This window comes from Cellvibrio sp. OA-2007, assembly GCF_000953825.1.
GTDB lineage: Bacteria > Pseudomonadota > Gammaproteobacteria > Pseudomonadales > Cellvibrionaceae > Cellvibrio.
The window spans coordinates 55,202-74,601 of record NZ_BBUL01000085.1; the positions used below are offsets into that span (position 1 = coordinate 55,202).

Here is a 19,400-nt window from a genome sequence, read left to right on the forward strand (position 1 = left end):
GATGAAACAAGGACAATTCGAACAACTCTACCAACCGCTCTGGCATGTTATGGAGCGGGAAATAATCGAGCTGGAAAAACCCGATGGTCGCCTCAAGGGCAATGAGTTAGCAAGCTTTGCCAGCCGCTATCGCCGCCTCTGCCATTTTCATGCGCTTGCAAAAGATCGCCATTACTCCAGCCACCTGGTCGATAAGCTGGGTGATCTGGTGGTGCGCGGCCACCAGCAGTTGTATCGCCGCAAACAACCATTTATGCAGCAATTCACCAGTTTTATTGTGGCGGGATTTCCGCGCTTGGTGCGCGAGCAGCAGCGCTACATTTGGTGGGCGACTGCGCTGCTGTATGTGCCTGGGCTACTGATGTTTTTAGCGATTTTGTGGCAGCCGGATTTGGTCTATACCGTCACCGCCCCCGAACAAGTAAGTTCATTTGAAAGCATGTACGACCCGGAAAACCGAACCCTTGGCAGCGCGCGCGAATCCGATACCAATGTGGAGATGTTTGGTTTTTACATCAGCAACAATATCAGCGTTGCCTTTCGCACGTTTGCCTCAGGAATTTTGTTTGGTGTCGGCTCGATTTTTTTTCTCGTCTACAACGGATTATTGATGGGCGCCGTCGCCGGGCATTTAACTAACGCAGAATTTACTCAAACTTTTTTTACCTTTGTGGTCGGGCACGGCAGTTTTGAATTAACTGCCATTTGTATCGCCGGTGCCGCTGGCTTAAAACTCGGCTACGCACTGCTGGCGCCGGGCAATCTCACCCGCAAAGAATCATTGCGGCGCGCTGGCGTTATCGCGATCAAACTCGTCTACGGCGTCATCATCATGCTGGTGATTGCCGCATTTATTGAAGCCTTTTGGTCATCCAACAATATTCTTATGCCCTGGCAAAAATATTTAGTGGGCGGATTTTTGTGGGCGGTAGTAATTGGTTATTTGGTGTTTAGCGGGCGCGGTTTGCGCGGTGAGCGAGGCCAAGGATGAATCTGGATCAGGTCACCATCGAAATTCGCCCACGCAGCGCCTGGGAAGCGCTGGATCTCGGTTTGTTAATGGCCAAACGCTGGTGGCTGCCAATGATAAAAATTTGGCTGCTAGTTAGTCTGCCTTTTTTTGCTATGACACAGCTACTGCCCGCCAATTGGTTTTGGGGCGGCGTGATTTTTATGTGGTGGCTAAAACCGGTACTGGAACGGCCACTTTTACACATCCTCAGCCACGCCGTATTTAACGCGCTACCGGATACCCGCAGCACATTTAACTTGTTTCCATCGCTCGCACTGAAACAAATTTTTGCCAGCTTGACCTGGAGAAGATTAAGCCCAACTCGCTGCATGGATTTACCCGTGTTACAACTGGAAGGATTAAGTGGCGCACGCCGTCAGGATCGTTTAGGTGTTTTGCACCGCGAAGATTCATCGCCCGCCATCTGGCTCACGTTTATGGGTTTTGCGCTGGAACTATGTTTATGGGTCGGCATGATCAGTTTTATCTGGGCATTCATTCCGCGCGAAATTGACATCGAATGGGCCAATCTTTTTTTTGATCAAGAGTCAGCGCAACTTCACCGGCTGCAATTATTCATCTGGTATTGCGCACTCAGTCTCACCGCTCCGTTTTATGTCGCCTGCGGTTTTGCACTTTATTTAAATCGCCGCATTAAATTGGAAGCATGGGATATAGATATTGCCTTCCGCCGCATCGCCAATAAACGCAGCAGCACCAATTTACTCTCTGCGTTTGTGTTGGTACTCACGCTTGGATTGAGTGTGTTTGCCAGCGATGCCCAGCGCAATGTTTATGCAGAAGATCAACTTCCCACCATGGAGAATTCTAGCGCGGCAGAAGCGTACAGCGGCGAAGCGATTCTCGATCAACCACTGGGAGAATACACTGAGTTGGATCGCCACCAGACACAAGAATCCATCAAAGCGGTTTTGCAGCAAGCTGAATTTAGCCGCAAAGAAATACAGCGCACACTGAAATTCGATAAACCAGAAGAAGAGGAAGATGATGAAGCAGCCACCTTCTGGAAAAAATTATTTAACTTTTTGGATAACTTTGAAGGTTTTGTCGCCGCCGCCAGTCTATTGGAAATCCTATTGTGGGTCGGCGTCGCGGCGCTGATCGGTTTTGTTTTATATCGCTATCGTCATTGGTTAGCCGCGCAGTTTGTGCGCATCACCCCAACACCTTCCCCCAAAGCCAAACCAGTCACCTTGTTTGGTATGGATGTCACCCGCGAATCTCTTCCGGAAGATATCAGCGGCAACGCGCTGCGATTATTAAACACGGGCGATGTACGCGCGGCGCTCGCCCTGCTCTATCGCGCCAGTTTATTTCATATGATTCACAGCGGTATCGAAATTCACGATGGCCACACCGAACAAGAATGCGCAGAATTAATGCACCAACATTTTGCCAGCAATAGCGCGGCACAAACCCGTGTCGCCTATTTTGCGGCACTGACCCGCGAGTGGCAGCGCCTGGCCTATGGCCATTTATTACCCAGCGCAGAAAAAGCGCAGCACCTGTGTGCCAATTGGAATGCTTGCTGGCTGCAACAAGGCCACAGCACAGCACAAGGAGTGACGCAGTGAGCAACAATGTGAGCAGCACTAAACCATCATTGACTCGTGTACAGCGGGGATTAATTCTCGGCGCACTGATCGCACTGGTACTCGGGCTGGGCTACTGGTGGTACACCACATTGGTGTGGGAAGAAAAAGAAATCGATTTGGGCTACTCCAAAGAGGCGCGCCAAAATGATTTTCTCGCCGCCGAAATTTTTCTGCGCAAGCAGGGGGTACAAGCCACTACGGTAAAAAATCTGAGCCTGCTCGACAAACATTCCTGGCGCAACCTTAAGCTCGGCGCGCAGGATACGCTGGTCATTATCAACGGTAACAAAACACTCACTCAGGAGCGTTACGACTCACTGTACGAATGGGTCGAAAATGGCGGCACCCTAATCACCTCAACACAAAACCCGTTTATCGGTACCCACACCAGTGAAGAAGATTTACTGCTTGATGATTTTAATATCGAGTTGCCACCAGCAGAAAAGGACAGCGAGGCAATCAGTTTATTGAAAAAAATAGCCGACGGATTTGACGAAGAAGGCGAGGATAAAAATCAAGAACCGACCGAGAAAACAGGCAGCGATCAAGACCAAACCAACGAACAAAAGAAACCGAAAAAAAAGAAACCAAAGAAAATAGAAAAACCAGAAAATTATTATCGTTGCGCATTAAAAGAAACACCTACGCCAATCACCTTTGCCAGCGAGGAAAAACCACTCCAATTTGATTTTAGTCGGAGCCGTCAATTTATCTATTACGATTACGTTACAGATGAGAATGTATCTGATCAAGAGATAGAAAATAATGATGAATACTCTTCAAATGAAGAAGAATCAGAAGAGGATTATCACTACGACAAAAAATACGAGCACTTGCTCTATTTCGATATAGGCAAAGGCTCGGTCACGATTATGAGTGACAATCATATTTGGTCCAACCAACGTATCGACTGTCACGATCATGCGTATGGACTCTGGCGATTAATTAATCCGGAGGGTCGCGTATGGTTTTTAATCAATCAGGATGCACCATCGCTTGCCAGCATTTTATGGCGCAACGCCAGTTACGGGGTAAGTGCGGGCATCATCGCATTGATTTTATGGCTCTGGGCGAACAGTCTGCGCTTTGGCCCTGTATTAGTAGTTGAACAAACTGGGCGCCGCAGTTTGGCGGAACATATTTATGCCAGTGCCATGCTGCTCTGGCGAAAACAACAGCACCCGCAATTATTAAATTTATTGCGCAAAGAAATTCTTGATCGGCTTGATGAACAGCATCCCAACTTGAATCAACCAGCGGGCGATCAGCGCATGGAATTTTTACATCAATTGACGGGCATCGCCCAAGCCGATATTAAACAAGCACTCTTCGCTGACGCACTGCATCATCCCCAGGAATTTGCCGCAGCGATTGCACATTTGCAAACCATTAGAAAGCAGCTTTCAGGAGTCAAGTATGACTGAGCCAACTAGCACCAACGACAGCATTGAAATTAACAAAACAGCGGATGCCGATGAAAGTTTGCAAAACCGGTTGCAGCAAGCGAGCACCGTTGCCAATAACTTATTAAACGAAATTAAAAAAGTGCTGATCGGGCAAGATGCGGTGATCGAGCAAGTATTAATTGCGCTGATCGCACGCGGCCACATATTAATTGAAGGTGTGCCCGGCTTGGGTAAAACGCTGCTGGTGCGCAGCCTCGCCAAATGTTTTGGCGGACAATTTTCCCGTGTGCAGTTCACTCCCGATTTAATGCCGAGTGATGTCACTGGCCACGCCATGTTTAATATGGCCAAACAAGAATTTGAAATTCGCAAAGGCCCAGCGTTCACCAATTTATTACTCGCCGATGAAATTAACCGCGCGCCCGCCAAAACCCAAGCAGCGTTGTTAGAAGTGATGCAAGAAGGTCAAATCACTATTGAAGGAGAATCCTTCAAAACCGGCGAGCCCTTTATGGTATTGGCGACACAAAACCCCATCGAACAGGAAGGTACTTACCCGCTGCCGGAAGCAGAGCTTGACCGTTTTATGCTGAAGGTGATTATTGATTACCCGAGTGAAAGCGATGAGCAATTAATGTTGCGTCAGGTCTGCTCACAAGCTCAGGGTGGTTTTGGTTTGGAACATATCCGCACGCTATTAAAACCCGCTCATGTATTAAGTCTTCAAAAAATTGCCGAGCAAATCACCGTGGATGAACAAATTTTGCAATACGTGGTGAAACTGGTGCGCGCCACACGCAGCTGGTCGGGCATTTCCCGTGGCGCTGGCCCACGCGCTTGCATAGCGCTGCTCTCCGCCGCACGCGCTTATGCACTGCTCAATAACAATTCGTTTGTCACGCCGGACGATGTGAAAAAAATGTTTATCCCGGCACTGCGCCACCGGATTTTGTTATCACCGGAATTGGCGATTGAAGGTATTGCTGCCGAGCGGATCTTGCACAATATTTTGTTGCAGGTTGAAGCACCGAGACATTAATTTTTATATTGAAAAATATTATGCGCAGAACTTGGATTCCCAGCACCCGTTTGATCATTGCCTTTGCGCTGCTCGCCGCGCTGGTGTTTATCAACGCCTTTAGTGCCCATTATTTTAACTGGAGCGCGGCGGTTTATTTGCCGCAGGTGATATTCATTGCCGTAACGGTTATCGCGCTGCTAGATTGGCTTTTGTCGCGCCGGTTACCGCCAGTAGAAATTACCCGCGAATTACCGGGAAATCTCGCTGTCGATAAATGGACCGAGGTAAAACTGCGCATTCGCCATCAATTTACCGAACCATTTAAGATCAGTATTTTTGATGGTGTACCGAGCGATGCCAATTACGATCAACTGCCGCTGCAAATTGAATTGCAACCCAACCAAATCAGCACCAGCCACTATTCGTTGCGCCCACTGGTGCGCGGCAGTTTGCAACTCAATAAAACCCACATTCAATTTTCCAGCCCGCTGAAATTATGGAATATTCGCTACTGGGCAGGCGACCTAACTGAAGCCAAAGTGTTTCCGGATTTTGTGGCGATTGCCAACTACGCCATTTTGGCAACAGAAAACCATACCAGCCAAATTGGCATCAAGAAAAAACAGCGGCGCGGCGCGGGCATGGAGTTTCATCAATTACGCGAATATCGCCAAGGCGATAGTTTGCGTCAGTTAGATTGGAAAGCGACATCGCGTCGCCAAAAATTAATTGCACGGGATTATCAAGACGAGCGCGACCAACAAATTGTATTGATGATCGACAGCGGCCGCCGCATGCGCACCAAAGACGACGAACTCAGTCACTTTGATCACGCGCTCAATTCCATGTTGTTGGTGAGCTACATCGCCTTGCGTCAGGGCGACAATGTCAGCCTGATGAGCTTTGGAGGTGAGGCAAATAATAAACACCGCTGGATTCCGCCGCAAAAAGGGGTGGAACGAGTTAAAGTATTGCTTAATGGTATTTATGATCTGCACGCAAACCAATCCACTGCCGATTATATTTCTGCCACCGAAAAACTTGCGATCTTACAGCCCAAACGCTCGCTGATCATTTTAGTCACCAATTCACGCGATGAAGACAACAGCGAATTACTGCTAGCCGTCAATCTGTTAAAAAAGCGCCACTTGGTAATGGTCGCCAATATCCGCGAACAAATCCTCGATCAACTCAGCGATACCCCGGTGCGCACCTTTGATGATTCACTCAACTACGCTGGTGTCCGCCGCTTCCTGCATGAGCGCCAAGAATCCCATCGCAAATTAATCGCCTCCGGCGTATATGCCATTGACTGTACCGCGAATGAATTGGCCGTGCGCATTTCCAATGCTTATTTGGAAATTAAAAGTGCAGGCGTGTTGTAATTTAAAATGCACCAAAAAGTAAGGCAGCCGAAGCTGCCTTATAGAGAAATTAGCGAATAGCCACTACCAATTAGCTAAACAAATTGCGAAAGAATAGTTTTAAGTTATCGAGCAAGCGGGCAAAAAAACCAGCCTCTTCTACCGCTTGTAACGCAACAATAGGTGTATTCACCAATAATTGGCCATCCAACTCTACAGTGAGATTACCCAACTCTTGGCCTACGGCAATCGGGGCTTTAATGATTTCATTAACATGCATGTTGGCTTGCAGCGACTGCTCGCGACCTTTAGGTAAGGTAAGCACAATATTATTGGGAATACCCAGCGTAACCTCTTGCGTGGTACCCGCCCATACCCGCGCTGTACTCACTTGTTGCCCGGCTTGATACAGCGGAGTGGTTTGGAAATAGCGGAAACCGTAGGCCAATAGTTTTTGTGTTTCTGCCGCGCGCGCGCTTTCACTGGCAGTGCCCATTACCACCGCAATAAAACGGGTATTTTCACGTTTGGATGACGCCACCAAACAATAGCCAGCTTCTTCTGTGTGACCGGTTTTTAAGCCATCGACGGTCTCGTCGCGGTTCAACAATAAATTGCGATTAGGCTGGCGAATATTGTTATAGAAAAAATATTTTTCAGCGTACAGAGGATAGTGTGAAGGATGGTCATTGATAATCGCCCGCGCGAGCACCGCCAAATCTTTTGCCGTGGTTAAATGGCCATCTGCAGGCCAGCCGGTTGAGTTTTCAAAATGGGTATTGGTCATGCCCAACTGCGCGGCTTTTTGATTCATCAAATCGACAAATGCGTCTTCATTGCCGGAGACATATTCTGCGAGAGCAACCGAAGCATCATTACCTGATTGAATGATCACACCGCGCAACAAATCAATAACGGAAACTTGGGTACCCTCTCTGATATACATGCGCGAACCGCCCATCTTCCAGGCTTTTACGCTGATATTCACCATGGCGTCTTCCGTGATACGCCCTTTCTCAATTTCGTCGACCACCAAATAACTGGTCATCATTTTAGTCAAACTGGCCGGAGGCAAACGCTCTTCGGAATTGCTTTCGGCCACAATATTGCCGGTGGTCGCATCAACCAAAATAAAACCGGTAGCAGCTAACTGAGGCGCAGCAGGAATGACCGTAGGCTTTTGTTCGACTACTTGGCCCGGTGTAGGGGTGGGCAACACTGCAGAGGGGATGGGGGCACCAGATTGCTGGGCAAAGGTTAAACCGGAACTGGCCAGCAACATGCAGGCAAATAAATTTTTAATCATGGCGATTAACACTCTGTAAAACGAAATAAGAAAGGAAGGTTGATAGGTGAATTGTAACAATAAAGTAGCGGCGTGAATCAAACCTGAACCTCAACTGCTACCAGTATTAAGTTACTGATACACCACATGCGCTTGAAAAATTTTAATGCGCGTTAATTGATCCCGTGCATTTTGCAAACTCTTTGCATCTTTAAACGGACCAACACGAACCCGATGCACTTGTTTGGGTTGCGCAACCGAATGAATAGTAACCGGATAAGTTAAATTACTACCCAGACTCGCAGCAAATTGTTGCGCAGAAGTTTTTTGACTAAAGGCGCCAACTTGTAAATAGGTACCCTCAGGTAATGCCGGTTCAATATGTGCGGGGGTTTTGTTATCGGCGCGACGCGGAATAGGCGCCGCATCACCAGGCAGTGCAATTTCTACCTCAACTCGCCCTGTTCCGGTTTTGTGAATACCAATACGCTGGGCTGCGGCATAACTCAGATCGATAATGCGCCCTTGATGAAACGGGCCACGATCATTAATGCGCACTACTACACTTTTACCATTATCCAAATTGGTCACTCGCACATAGGATGGAATAGGCAAGGTTTTATGCGCGCCGGTCATAGCATACATATCGTAACGCTCACCATTGGAGGTGTTGTAGCCATTAAATTTATTGCCGTACCAGGATGCATAACCGCGTTCGCGATAAGCACTTTCATCCTCAATCAAGTGATAGGTTTTGCCCAGCACAGTGTAGGGATTTTTATTACCGGCACGTGTGCGCGTTTCATAGCGCGGTACGGCATCGGGCACGTGGGATAAATCTATATCTTCATCGGGCCCAAAATCTTTATCGTGTGAATAGCGACCATCATTGGGATTATAGGGCGCATTGGGTTTAGTTGATGTTGCTGGCTTTTGTTTAGTGCCCGAACAAGCCGCTAAAAAAACACAACAGATAAACACCAACAGGATATTTATTGTTTGCACTCTGGGCGCAGCGGCTCGGGCGATGAATAGCATTAGTGCGAAGCTCCCGCTATTTTTTTAGTGGTTTTTTGCATTGCCTGTTTGATTTCCAGGCTCAGATCGTACACCGCCATGGCGTACATAGGGCTGCGATTGTAACGGGTGATGGTATAAAAATTTTGCAGGCCTAACCAATATTCCAAGCCCTTCGCACCATCAAATTCAATGGCAATAGCCGGAGTGCGGCTAGCAATATTTTGGGTGGGAGCAACACCGGCTTTTTTCCAATCACCCACATTCATAGTGGGTTGCACTACTGTATTGAATGACTCATTAGCCAGTAGTGCTGCGCGCGGTTTGGTTAACTTTGCTGGCACCACAACCGCCTTGCCAGTTTGCCAGCCGTGCTGTTTAAAATAATTGGCCACACTGCCAATCGCATCAGTTGGGTTGTTCCAGATGTCGGTAAAACCATCACCACTAAAATCTACCGCGTAATTGCGATAGCTGGACGGCATAAATTGACCGTAACCCATTGCGCCAGCGTAAGAACCTTTGAATTCCAGCGGGTTGTGTTTTTGCTCGCGGGTGAGAATAAAGTAATTCACCAATTCCGAGCGGAAAAACGGCGCGCGCGGTGGGTAATCAAACGCCAGCGTAGTAAGTGCGTCGATCACATACCAGCTGCCGGTATTTTTACCGTAGTTAGTTTCCACACCGATAATCGCCACAATAATTTCTGCCGGTACACCGTACTGTTTTTCTGCGCGCGCCAGTGCAGCGCGATGCTCACTCCAAAATGCGACACCATTTGTAATGCGCATGGGTACGATAAAAATGGGGCGATACTCTTTCCAGGTTTTGGATTTTTCTGCGGGGCGCGCGATTGCATCCAGAATCGGTTGGCGTTTTTGCGCTTTGCTTAATATCTGATTCACATACCCGGCGCTAAAGCCGTGCTGCTGCACCATTTCATCGACAAATGCACCCGCTAATGGATGCTGGCTGTAATCAGCTGCCGCGACAAAACTGAAACCCAAACCTGCAATAACACCCAAGCAGTGTTTGGAAAAACTGTGACAAAAAGACAGCATAAAACCTCATTGTTAAACGTTAAGCTTGGGGGGTCATTACCCGCTTTTTCTCGGTGGAGATGGCCATCAATAAACCAAATCCCGCAAAAAGCGCAACAATTGCCGTACCGCCCTGACTAATTAATGGCAAGGGTACACCTACCACTGGCAGCATGCCGGATACCATACCCATATTAACGAAGACATAAACAAAAAAAGTGGAACTCACTGCTGCCGCCAGCAATCGCCCAAAACTATTTTGCGAATTCACCGCAATCATCAAGCCGCGAACAATCACCATGGTGTAGATGGTCAGCAGCAAAATGACACCGAGCAAGCCAAACTCTTCCGACATCACCGCAATAATAAAATCTGTATGCCCCTCGGGCAGAAAATCCAAACGCGATTGAGTGCCCTCCATCCACCCCTTACCCGACAGGCCGCCCGAGCCTATTGCCGTCTTGGACTGGATAATGTTCCAACCGGTTCCCAGTGGATCTTGCGTGGGGTCAAGCATGGTCAACACGCGCTGGCGCTGATAATCGTGCAGCATAAAATGCCAAATCGGCCAGAGACTAGCGCTAAACAATACTACTGCGACCATGATGTAACGCCAGAGCAGACCGGAAAAAAACAACACCATAAGACCTGAGGTTGCCACCAAAATAGAAGTACCCAAATCAGGCTGTTCGATGATTAGTGCAGTGGGCAAGCCAATCAACCCCAGCACCACCATCACCTGCATAAAACGCGGCGGCATAAAACCGCGACTGAGATAAGCAGCAATAGTAATCGGCATCGCCAGTTTCATCACTTCCGATGGCTGAAAGCGGAAACTGCCAATCTGCAGCCAACGCTGTGCCCCCATAGATATTTCACCAAAAACGGTTACCGCCACTAACAGTAATACACCACCGGTATAGGCAAACGGAGCCATACGCCGCATAAACTCGACCGGAATTTGCGCAACGATAAACATGGTGATGTAGGCAACCATAAAAAAGCCGGCTTGCTTCTCCACGCTTGGCAAATGGTGGCCGCTAGCGCTGTAGAGCACCGTCAGGCCAATCACGGTGAGTAACATCAACAATAGCAACAAGAAAAAATCGATATGCAATCGCTCGGCGAGACGCGCGCGACGACTAAACGCACTCGCCGCTTCCGGCATCCGCCGCAGAAAGTCCTGCTTACTCATTACCAGCTCCTGACCCAGTGGTGGCAGCTGCCGACGAAGACGCCGCCGCTTTTGCCGCGTCGCCTGCCTCTTTGGCTAAGCGCACGGCTTTGCGTTCGGCGATATAGTTATTGGCACGTTTGATAATTGCGGCGTGATGGAAACCCACCGGTGGGACAAATTCATCAGCAGCGAGGTAATAACCCAGAATATGTGCATCCATCATTGCCCGCGCAACGGGTGCTGCCTGGCTCGACCCCCCCTCGGCATTTTCCAACATAACGGCGACTGCAATTTGCGGCGCCTCAACTGGCGCAAAAGCGACAAACAGGGCGTGATCGCGATGGCGCTCCTTTAGCATCGCCGAGTTGTATTTGGCGTTTTGTGCAATCGCGACTACCTGCGCAGTACCCGATTTGCCCGCCATGCGGTACTCGGCGCGATCCGATGCTTTGCGTGCAGTTCCGCGCGCACCGTGCATTACCTCTTCCATACCGCCGATAACCGCATCCCAATACTCAGGCTTGGTATCAAACACTTCCTCGATGATGGGTTCTTGTACTTTATCGCCGATCCTCTGGATAAATTGTGGCCGAAAGCGGGTGCCGCGGTTGGCAATAGTGCTGGTCATCACCGCCAGCTGCATAGGGGTTGCCAGCATATTGCCCTGACCAATGGAAATATTGACCGTATCGCCCGGGTACCAGGCCTCGCGCCTGGCGGCACGCTTCCATTCGCGCGATGGCCAAATACCTTTGCGCTCATGGGGGATATCAATGCCGGTGAGTATGCCCATGCCAAAGTAATGACCATATTCGCTGATTTTATCGATCCCCATACGATTGCCTAGATCCCAGAAATAGGTATCGCAGGATTGGGAAATAGCCACCTTCAGGTCGACACGGCCATGGCCGCCACCGGTTTTGGCCAGACTCCAGTCGCGCCACAAACGCGAGCTGCCGGGAAGGGTAAACACCCCGCGGTCAGAAATTGCGCGGTGCACATCGGTAAAGCCAGAGTCCAGTCCCGCCATGCCCAGAGCCGGTTTTACCGTCGACCCGGGCGGATATTGCGCCTGCAAAAAACGGTTAAACAGCGGTGTGTCTATATCTTCATTAAGGTTTTTGTAATCGCGATAACTAATGCCCGTCACAAAAAGATTCGGGTCAAACCCGGGGTAGCTCACCGCCGCCAATACCCCACCGGTCTTAACATCAATCGCCACCACCGCACCACGGCGACCGCGCATGGCGGCCACGGCAGTCTCTTGCAGACGTGAATCCAAATGCAGGCGTAAATCGCTGCCCTGACGGGAGTCAATTCGATCTAAAATACGCATCACTCGACCGCGCGCATTGGTTTCCACGTTCTGGCTGCCCACCTCACCCAACAACACATCTTCGTAGCTCGCCTCTATGCCACTTTTACCAATGGCATGGGTTCCGGCATAACGCTGTATTTGCTCGGCAGTAAAGGCATTTACATCCCGCTCACTGATGCGCCCGGTATAACCAATTACATGGGCGAACATATCAGCGTAGGGATAATTGCGCACCAGCTCAGCGTTCACCTCTACGCCTTCAAGCAAATGCTGATTGACCGCCAACTTGGCTATTTCATCTTCGGTGAGACGATAGCGCAAAGGCACAGGGTCGAGTTTATGGCGGCGCTGTTTTTGGGCTTTATAAAACTTGCCCAAGTCCGAAGGGCTAATTTCAATCAGCGTTTTGAGCAGTTCAATCGTATTGTTTAATTCAGTGGTGTCAGCACTGACCACCGAGAGCGTGAAACTCGCTTTGTTGTCAGCCAGCAGCTCGCCATTGCGATCAAAAATAAGCCCGCGGGTTGGTGGCACCGGCTGTACATGTACGCGGTTGCGATCAGATTGAGTGGCGTATTCTTCGTAGTTAACGATTTGTAAATCGTAATAGCGATAAAGCAAGGTGGAGGCAAGCAGGAGCATAAACCCGGCCATCACCAGGATGCGGCTGCGAAATATTTTTGCCTCGCGCTGGTGATCTTTAAACTGATGGGAATCTTGCATGCTCAGGCCAGAAACTCGTGTAGATCAAGGTTGATGTGATTGTCGTCTGTTTTGGTTATTGGCCAAACGCTTATTTGTGGTACGGATGGTTTTGCAAAATTGTACAGGCGCGATAGAGTTGCTCGATGACTAAAATACGCACCAGTGGATGGGGCAAGGTCAAAGGCGATAGCGACCATTTAATCTTTGCCAGCGCCGAACATCCAGGCGCGAGCCCATCGGGGCCGCCAATTAATAGCGAATAATTGGCGCCGCTCATTTTCCAGCCCGCCAGATTTTCAGCCAGCTGCTCGGTACTCCAAGGCTTGCCTTTGACCTCAAGGGCGATGACTTGTTCGTCTTTGCCGCCCTTTTCAATCATGGCCAGCATTGCCTCGCCTTCTTTTTCCATCGCTTTGGCGATATCGCTATTTTTGCTGCGCTGGGCGAGCGGCAATTCCACCATTTCCACAGTGACATCACGCGGCATACGCTTGGCATACTCCGCATAACCCGCTTCCACCCAGTCGGGCATTTTGGTGCCGACAGCAATAATACGAATGCGCATAACCGCTATTTACTCACCGCAAACCAATTAAACGCGGCTAGCCGGTTTCATTGACCAGAGTTTTTCTAACTCGTAATAATCGCGCGCTTCCTGCTGCATCACATGTACTACGGTATCGCCGTAATCCACCAAGACCCAATCGCCGGTTTCCAAACCTTCAACACCCAGCGCGCGGAAGCCGGCTTTTTTGGTTTCTTCCACCAGATTTTCCGCGAGTGAACGCGAGTGACGGCTAGAGGTACCGCTGGCGATAATTAATGTATCCATTACATCGGAGAGTTCATGTACATCGAGCGTCACTATGTCTTTGCCTTTGAGGTTTTCAAGGGCGTTAATGATCGCTTTGTTTAAATCAGACATTCAGTTACCTATTAATAAAAATGCAAACAATAAAAATAATAAAAAATTCAAAAATAACGATAAAAATGTGCCGCCTATTGATAGAGCTTATGGGCACTAATGTAATTCCACACCCCGTCGGGCAGTAAAAACTGCGGCGAACTGCCCGCGTGAATCTGTGCGCGAATATCCGTGGCAGAGATAGGTAGCAACCGCTGCTCCAACAACACAATTGCACCAGCCGCTTGCTGGGCAATGGCATCAATGGGGCGGCGATGCACATTTAACAACTCCGCCACCGCACCGGACTCAGGTAAAAACCAACCCGGCCGCGCCACCACAACGATATGTGCCAACTGCAGCAGTTGCCCCCAGTTGTGCCAAGTGTCGAGCGTGGCAAAACTGTCCATGCCCATACACAAACACAGGCTAACCTCAGCGCCGACTTCCGCGCGCAACTCACGCAGCGTGTCGTAAGTGTAAGAAGGTTTATCGCGCTGCAATTCGCGCTCATCTATTACCAGCTCCGCACAATCCTGCAGCGCCAGTTTGAGCATTGCCACGCGCTCGTTTGCCGTCGCACCCGGTGTAGGGCGATGGGGTGGCAAATAGCAGGGCAACAAACGCATCTCATCTAACTGCAACTGCTGTTTAAGCTCCAGCGCCATGCGCAAGTGGCCGATATGAATCGGGTCAAAGGTGCCGCCGAATATACCTATGCAGTTGCGCATGAGGGATTAGGTGCGAACGTGTCCATCGCCAAACACCACCCATTTTTGCGAAGTCAGCCCTTCAAGGCCAACCGGGCCACGCGCATGGATTTTGTCGGTGGAGATGCCAATCTCGGCGCCCAAGCCGTATTCAAAACCATCGGCAAAACGGGTGGATGCATTGACCATCACAGAGGCGGAATCCACTTCGGTGATAAAGCGGCGCGCGCGAGTGTAATCTTCGGTCACAATCGCATCGGTATGTTGCGAGCTGTATTGGTTGATGTGAGTTATGGCTTCATTCAAACCAGCGACAATTTTGATCGACAAAATCGGCGCGAGATATTCCGTCGCCCAATCTTCATCGGTTGCAACATTCGCCGCAATCAAAGCGCGGGTCTTGTCATCGCCGCGCAGCTCCACCCCTTTTTCCGCGTAGGCGGCAGCGAGGCGCGGCAGAATGTGCGCGGCAACTTGTTCATTCACCAACAGAGTTTCCATCGCGTTACACACACCGTAGCGATGGGTTTTGGCGTTCATGGCAACCGCAAAGGCTTTGTCCAAATCCGCTTTATCGTCGATATACACGTGGCAGATACCATCGAGGTGTTTGATCACGGGTACTTTGGCATCATTGCTAATGCGCTCGATTAAACCTTTGCCGCCGCGCGGTACAATCACATCTACAAATTGCGGCATAGTGATCAGTTCACCCACTGCTGCGCGGTCAGTTGTACCTACGACTTGCACTACATCGGCAGGTAAACCAGCGGCTTTTAAACCTGCTTGCAAACAATTAGCGATGGCGCGGTTGGAGTGAATCGCCTCACTGCCGCCGCGTAAAATCGCCGCATTGCCCGACTTGAGGCACAAGCTGGCCGCATCGATTGTCACATTGGGGCGCGATTCGTAAATAATGCCCACAACGCCGAGCGGTACGCGCATTTTGCCCACTTGAATACCACTGGGGCGATAGCTCATATCGGTAATTTCACCGCAGGGGTCGGCCAATCCGGCCACTTGGCGCAGACCTTCAATCATGCCGTCGATAGTCGCGGGCTTAACTGCCAAACGGTCGAGCATGGCGGCATCCAACCCATTGGCTTTACCGGCAGCCACATCTTTTTGGTTTTCAGACACCAGCGTAATACGGGATTTATCCAGCTCGTCGGCAATCGCGAGCAGCGCTTTATTTTTCAACGCGGTAGGTGCAGCGGCGATTACGCGAGAGGCAAGGCGCGCTTTGCGGCCAAGTTCGGCCATATATTCTTTGACGTTCAATTCAGACATGAAACAACCTGTTGCGGGTAATTCGGAAAAAATGGCCGCGATTATAACCTGAGTTGTGCTCACTTTTGATGCCATTACTGGCTTTATTTCCGCGTTACTCATGCTTTGCATGGGTTATCGGTAGTGCATTTACGCTCAAGACCGGAATTTGAGCGTTGCGATGAAGAGCACAATTTTGCCTTGGCGGATTTCAGTTTTCATTCAGGCTGACAGGCATAGTCTGGTTTCACCCCCCGGAAAACGGGAGCCATTATTTACCAAAGGGGAAGACCATCATGAAAAGCCTGTTACTCATCAGCACTTTGGCCAGCAGCCTGCTGCTGGCTAACAATGCCCTGGCTGATCGCGATTATCGCCACAAACACAAACATCACAAGCATCACCATCACACTTATCAGGTGGTTGAGTACACCGACTATGCGCGTGTTGTCTCCAGCAAACCCATTTATCGCACAGTGGCGGTAGAGGTTCCGGTGGACTCCTGCCGCGTAGAAACCCTGGCTTACAGCGAACGCCAGCGCGGTGGTGACTCCTTTAAGGGCACAGTTGTAGGCGGCTTGATTGGCGCCGCGATTGGCCATGAAGTGGGGCGCAACGGCCATGCGACCGCCGCGGGCGGTTTAATCGGCGCCGCCATTGGCAATGATGTCGCCGGCGGCAGCCGCCGTGTCACCCGCTATGAAGACCGCGAAGTGTGCACCACTCGCTACCGCACCGAATACGAGCGGCAGCTGGTCGGTTACGATGTAGCCTATCGCTATGATGGTCGCATCTATCACACCGAAACCCGCCATCACCCCGGCGACCGCATTGTACATAGCCGCGGCCGCCACTGAGTTAATGCACCCCCACTGCAAACGAATGAGCAAAGGTCAAATTGACCTTTGCCTCAACACGGGCGATAGTGAAGGTGAAACCGCTAACTAAACGCCTTCTTGTTGGGATTTGCCATGCTGTACTCAAGAACCTGCTGCTTGCGCTTCACTCAAGTGCCACTCATGCTTCTGGCGGCGCTGTGCCTAAGCTGCCAACTCTGTCTTGCCGAACCGGATTTACTCGGCGGCGACATGGGATTAGCCTCCAGCGCGGCCAATAACAGCCTGATCGATAGCGATACCATAGCGCCGCCAGCAGCTCCCAGCATTTCACCCGCCGATGCTGCCGATCTGGTGCGCAACAAAGTTGGCGGGCAAGTGATGAGCGTCAAAACCCAACAAGGTGATACAGGGGTGATCTACGCGGTAAAAGTGCTCAATGCTGGCCGCATGCGCGTGATCCGGGTTGATGGCCAAAGCGGGCGCTTATTGAATCGCTGATGTGCTCAAGCCAAAACTGACAAAACCATAAACAATCACCTACTCCAATCTCAGCTACTTCAGGAATGATCCATGCGTATTTTGATCGTTGAAGACGAAAAACCCCTGCGCGAACAAATCCTCAGCCTGATGGCGACCGAAAAGTATGCCTGCGACACCGCCGCCGATGGCCGCGAAGGCCTGTTCCTTGGCAGCGAATACGACTATGACCTTGCTATTATCGATTTAGGTTTACCGCTATTAGACGGCACCCAATTAATTCGTGAATTGCGCAGCAAAGAGCGCAATTTCCCGATTCTGATTTTGACCGCGCGGGGCAATTGGCAAGATAAAGTTAGCGGCCTGGAAGCAGGTGCCGACGACTACCTGACCAAACCTTTTCACCCGGAAGAATTGCGCGCGCGCATTCACGCTCTGCTGCGCCGCGCCAGCGGCCATGCCTCGTCCGTATTGCGCTACGGCCCGATCGCGATAGATACCAGCGCCAAGCGGGTGTTCCGCGATGATGCGGAAGTAGAGCTGACCAGTTTTGAATACAACACCCTCACCTATCTGGCGATGCATGCGGGTAAAAACATCTCCAAGAGCGAACTTACCGAACATCTCTATGCGCAGGATTACGACCGCGATAGCAACGTGATCGAAGTATTTGTTGGACGTTTGCGCAAAAAACTCGATGCAGACGGCAGCCTGAATTTGATTAGCACCCAGCGCGGCCTGGGTTACAGGTTCAATCTTGATAAGCAGTAAATCTGGTCGTCGCCTCGACTCGATTGCCGCCCGCCTGCTATTGGCGTCGGCACTGTTACTGCCGTTGTTTTTGGGTTTAACCGGCTTCTTTCTCGACCGCGCCTTTGAACAGAGTTTGGAGGTGGCTGAGCGCGCGCGTTTGCGCGGCCATATCAACCTGCTAATGAGTGTTGCCGAACCTATCACCCAAAATACCCAAATCCACAGCCTGCGTATGCCGGTCACCCTCAGCGATGCCGACTTTGAGCACCCCAACTCTGGGCTTTATAGCTATATCTTTGATCAGCAAGCCAAGCTGGTATGGCGCTCCAACTCTGCCGCCCTGAGCGACCCACCGGACTACCATCGCATAGCCAAGAGCAACACCCCCGGCAAAATGCTGTTCAGCACCAAACTGCTGGGCGATAAGCTGCACTTTTTTGCGCGCTACACCGTCAAATGGGAAGACGCGCGCGGCAACCCCACACCATTCCACTTTTTAGTAGCACACAGCACCGATGATTACACCGCCGAACTCAAGGCCTATCGCAACGAACTCTGGCGCTGGCTGGGCGCAGCGGGGATTTTTTTATTAATTGCTCAAACACTCATCCTGCGCTGGGGCCTTCGTCCACTGGGGCGTTTGGCACAAGCGCTCAAAGCGATGCAAAGCGGTGATACCAGCAACATCGCCGGCCAACATCCGAAAGAATTACAAAAGATCGTCGATAACCTCAATCAGGTATTGGCGCGTGAGCAAGCATTACGCCAGCGCTATCGCAACAGCTTGGCCGACCTCGCCCACAGCCTGAAAACCCCACTCGCGGTGCTGCAAAGCAAACTGGTTGAAGGTGCAGAATCCGACGGCGACCTGCAGCAAATCGCCAGCGAACAGGTCGCGCGTATGAATCAGGTAGTGACCTATCAATTGCAGCGCGCGGTTTCCAGCCAACAAAAAGGCACCTTCCGCCGCACCCGGGTAGAACCCATCGCCCAGCGTTTATTTACCGCACTGCAAAAAGTCTATGCGCACAAAAAAATGGAGCAGGAACTGGATTTAGCACCCAACTCCACAGTCGCAGGCGATGAACAGGATGTAATGGAATTGCTGGGCAATCTGCTGGAAAACGCCTTTAAATACGGCGACAAACAGGTGCGTATGCGCTCCTTTATCGATGAGAGCCATTTGCGTATTGATATTGAAGACGATGGCCCCGGCGTCCCTGCGGATCAAACCGAGCGCATTTTAGAGCGCGGCCAGCGCTTGGACACCTCCATTCCCGGCCAAGGTATTGGCTTGGCTGTCGCCGCTGAAATTGTGCAAAGCTACGATGGCACCATCCGCATTTATCGCTCAGAATTAGGCGGTGCGCGCTTCAGCTTAACCCTCCCCCTACTCCCCGCCGACGACTAACCCCTTCTTATAACCATTTTGCAGATTTTCGCCCGCCACTTGTGAGCTATGGCTTACACGCTTGTCATCTTCGCCG

The 19,400-nt window shown here is 50.6% G+C and carries 18 protein-coding genes; 9 read left to right on the top strand and 9 right to left on the bottom strand.

The genetic code is table 11. From position 1 onward, the window contains the following. Position 1 precedes the first annotated feature (1 nt). Genes AWU77_RS07775 through AWU77_RS07795 form a run of 5 tightly spaced genes read left to right on the top strand, consistent with a single transcriptional unit; the run spans position 2 to position 6,440 of the window. A complete protein-coding gene (locus AWU77_RS07775) occupies positions 2–991 on the top strand; it encodes a stage II sporulation protein M (RefSeq protein WP_062061270.1) in 990 nt (329 codons plus the stop codon). Then, entirely contained in the window at positions 988–2,607 is a 1,620-nt protein-coding gene (locus tag AWU77_RS07780; protein WP_062061275.1) for a DUF4129 domain-containing protein, read from the top strand. Before AWU77_RS07775 ends, AWU77_RS07780 begins: the two co-directional genes overlap by 4 nt. Then, complete coding sequence (locus AWU77_RS07785; RefSeq protein WP_062061277.1) at positions 2,604–4,052, top strand: DUF4350 domain-containing protein; 1,449 nt, start codon at positions 2,604–2,606, stop codon at positions 4,050–4,052. The genes AWU77_RS07780 and AWU77_RS07785 overlap by 4 nt, the downstream gene beginning before the upstream one ends. Next, positions 4,045–5,073, top strand: a complete 1,029-nt coding sequence (locus AWU77_RS07790; RefSeq protein WP_062061281.1) for a MoxR family ATPase — start codon at positions 4,045–4,047, stop codon at positions 5,071–5,073. The genes AWU77_RS07785 and AWU77_RS07790 overlap by 8 nt, the downstream gene beginning before the upstream one ends. Positions 5,074–5,093: 20 nt before the next feature. Then, positions 5,094–6,440 carry a DUF58 domain-containing protein gene (locus AWU77_RS07795; protein ID WP_062061285.1) on the top strand — a complete coding sequence of 449 codons (1,347 nt, stop codon included), beginning with the start codon at positions 5,094–5,096 and terminating at the stop codon, positions 6,438–6,440. 70 nt (positions 6,441–6,510) lie between these two features. Here the strand turns inward: AWU77_RS07795 and AWU77_RS07800 are convergent, their stop codons facing one another. The 9 genes from AWU77_RS07800 to AWU77_RS07840 form a co-directional block, all read right to left on the bottom strand. Then, complete coding sequence (locus AWU77_RS07800; protein WP_062061288.1) at positions 6,511–7,725, bottom strand: D-alanyl-D-alanine carboxypeptidase family protein; 1,215 nt, start codon at positions 7,723–7,725, stop codon at positions 6,511–6,513. A 111-nt stretch (positions 7,726–7,836) separates the two neighbouring features. After that, positions 7,837–8,742 carry a septal ring lytic transglycosylase RlpA family protein gene (locus AWU77_RS20900; RefSeq protein WP_062061291.1) on the bottom strand — a complete coding sequence of 302 codons (906 nt, stop codon included), beginning with the start codon at positions 8,740–8,742 and terminating at the stop codon, positions 7,837–7,839. Then, complete coding sequence (gene mltB, locus AWU77_RS07810) at positions 8,742–9,782, bottom strand: lytic murein transglycosylase B (protein ID WP_084618190.1); 1,041 nt, start codon at positions 9,780–9,782, stop codon at positions 8,742–8,744. The genes AWU77_RS20900 and mltB overlap by 1 nt, the downstream gene beginning before the upstream one ends. Positions 9,783–9,801: 19 nt before the next feature. Next, positions 9,802–10,956 carry a rod shape-determining protein RodA gene (rodA, locus tag AWU77_RS07815; RefSeq protein ID WP_062061294.1) on the bottom strand — a complete coding sequence of 385 codons (1,155 nt, stop codon included), beginning with the start codon at positions 10,954–10,956 and terminating at the stop codon, positions 9,802–9,804. Then, positions 10,949–12,979 (bottom strand): penicillin-binding protein 2, encoded by a 2,031-nt coding sequence (gene mrdA, locus AWU77_RS07820; protein ID WP_062061297.1) that lies wholly within the window; start codon positions 12,977–12,979, stop codon positions 10,949–10,951. Before mrdA ends, rodA begins: the two co-directional genes overlap by 8 nt. Positions 12,980–13,049: 70 nt before the next feature. Further along, positions 13,050–13,526 carry a 23S rRNA (pseudouridine(1915)-N(3))-methyltransferase RlmH gene (gene rlmH / locus AWU77_RS07825; protein WP_062061300.1) on the bottom strand — a complete coding sequence of 159 codons (477 nt, stop codon included), beginning with the start codon at positions 13,524–13,526 and terminating at the stop codon, positions 13,050–13,052. A gap of 27 nt (positions 13,527–13,553) precedes the next feature. Continuing rightward, positions 13,554–13,886 (bottom strand): ribosome silencing factor, encoded by a 333-nt coding sequence (gene rsfS, locus AWU77_RS07830; RefSeq protein ID WP_062061303.1) that lies wholly within the window; start codon positions 13,884–13,886, stop codon positions 13,554–13,556. 74 nt (positions 13,887–13,960) lie between these two features. Further along, positions 13,961–14,596: a nicotinate-nucleotide adenylyltransferase gene (gene nadD / locus AWU77_RS07835; protein ID WP_062061306.1), complete on the bottom strand. Its 636-nt coding sequence runs from the start codon at positions 14,594–14,596 to the stop codon at positions 13,961–13,963. A 6-nt stretch (positions 14,597–14,602) separates the two neighbouring features. Next, entirely contained in the window at positions 14,603–15,856 is a 1,254-nt protein-coding gene (locus tag AWU77_RS07840; protein WP_062061476.1) for a glutamate-5-semialdehyde dehydrogenase, read from the bottom strand. Between the two features lie 284 nt (positions 15,857–16,140). Here AWU77_RS07840 and AWU77_RS07845 point away from each other — a divergent pair, with 284 nt between their 5' ends. The 4 genes from AWU77_RS07845 (at position 16,141) to AWU77_RS07860 (ending at position 19,324) form a co-directional block, all read left to right on the top strand. Further along, on the top strand, positions 16,141–16,701 hold the full coding sequence (locus AWU77_RS07845; protein WP_062061309.1) for a glycine zipper 2TM domain-containing protein: 561 nt from the start codon (positions 16,141–16,143) through the stop codon (positions 16,699–16,701). Between the two features lie 114 nt (positions 16,702–16,815). Continuing rightward, positions 16,816–17,181 carry a PepSY domain-containing protein gene (locus AWU77_RS07850; RefSeq protein ID WP_152625310.1) on the top strand — a complete coding sequence of 122 codons (366 nt, stop codon included), beginning with the start codon at positions 16,816–16,818 and terminating at the stop codon, positions 17,179–17,181. A 72-nt stretch (positions 17,182–17,253) separates the two neighbouring features. Continuing rightward, a complete protein-coding gene (locus tag AWU77_RS07855) occupies positions 17,254–17,931 on the top strand; it encodes a response regulator transcription factor (RefSeq protein ID WP_062061322.1) in 678 nt (225 codons plus the stop codon). Beyond that, positions 17,918–19,324, top strand: a complete 1,407-nt coding sequence (locus tag AWU77_RS07860; RefSeq protein ID WP_238582340.1) for an ATP-binding protein — start codon at positions 17,918–17,920, stop codon at positions 19,322–19,324. Before AWU77_RS07855 ends, AWU77_RS07860 begins: the two co-directional genes overlap by 14 nt. Positions 19,325–19,400 lie beyond the last annotated feature (76 nt).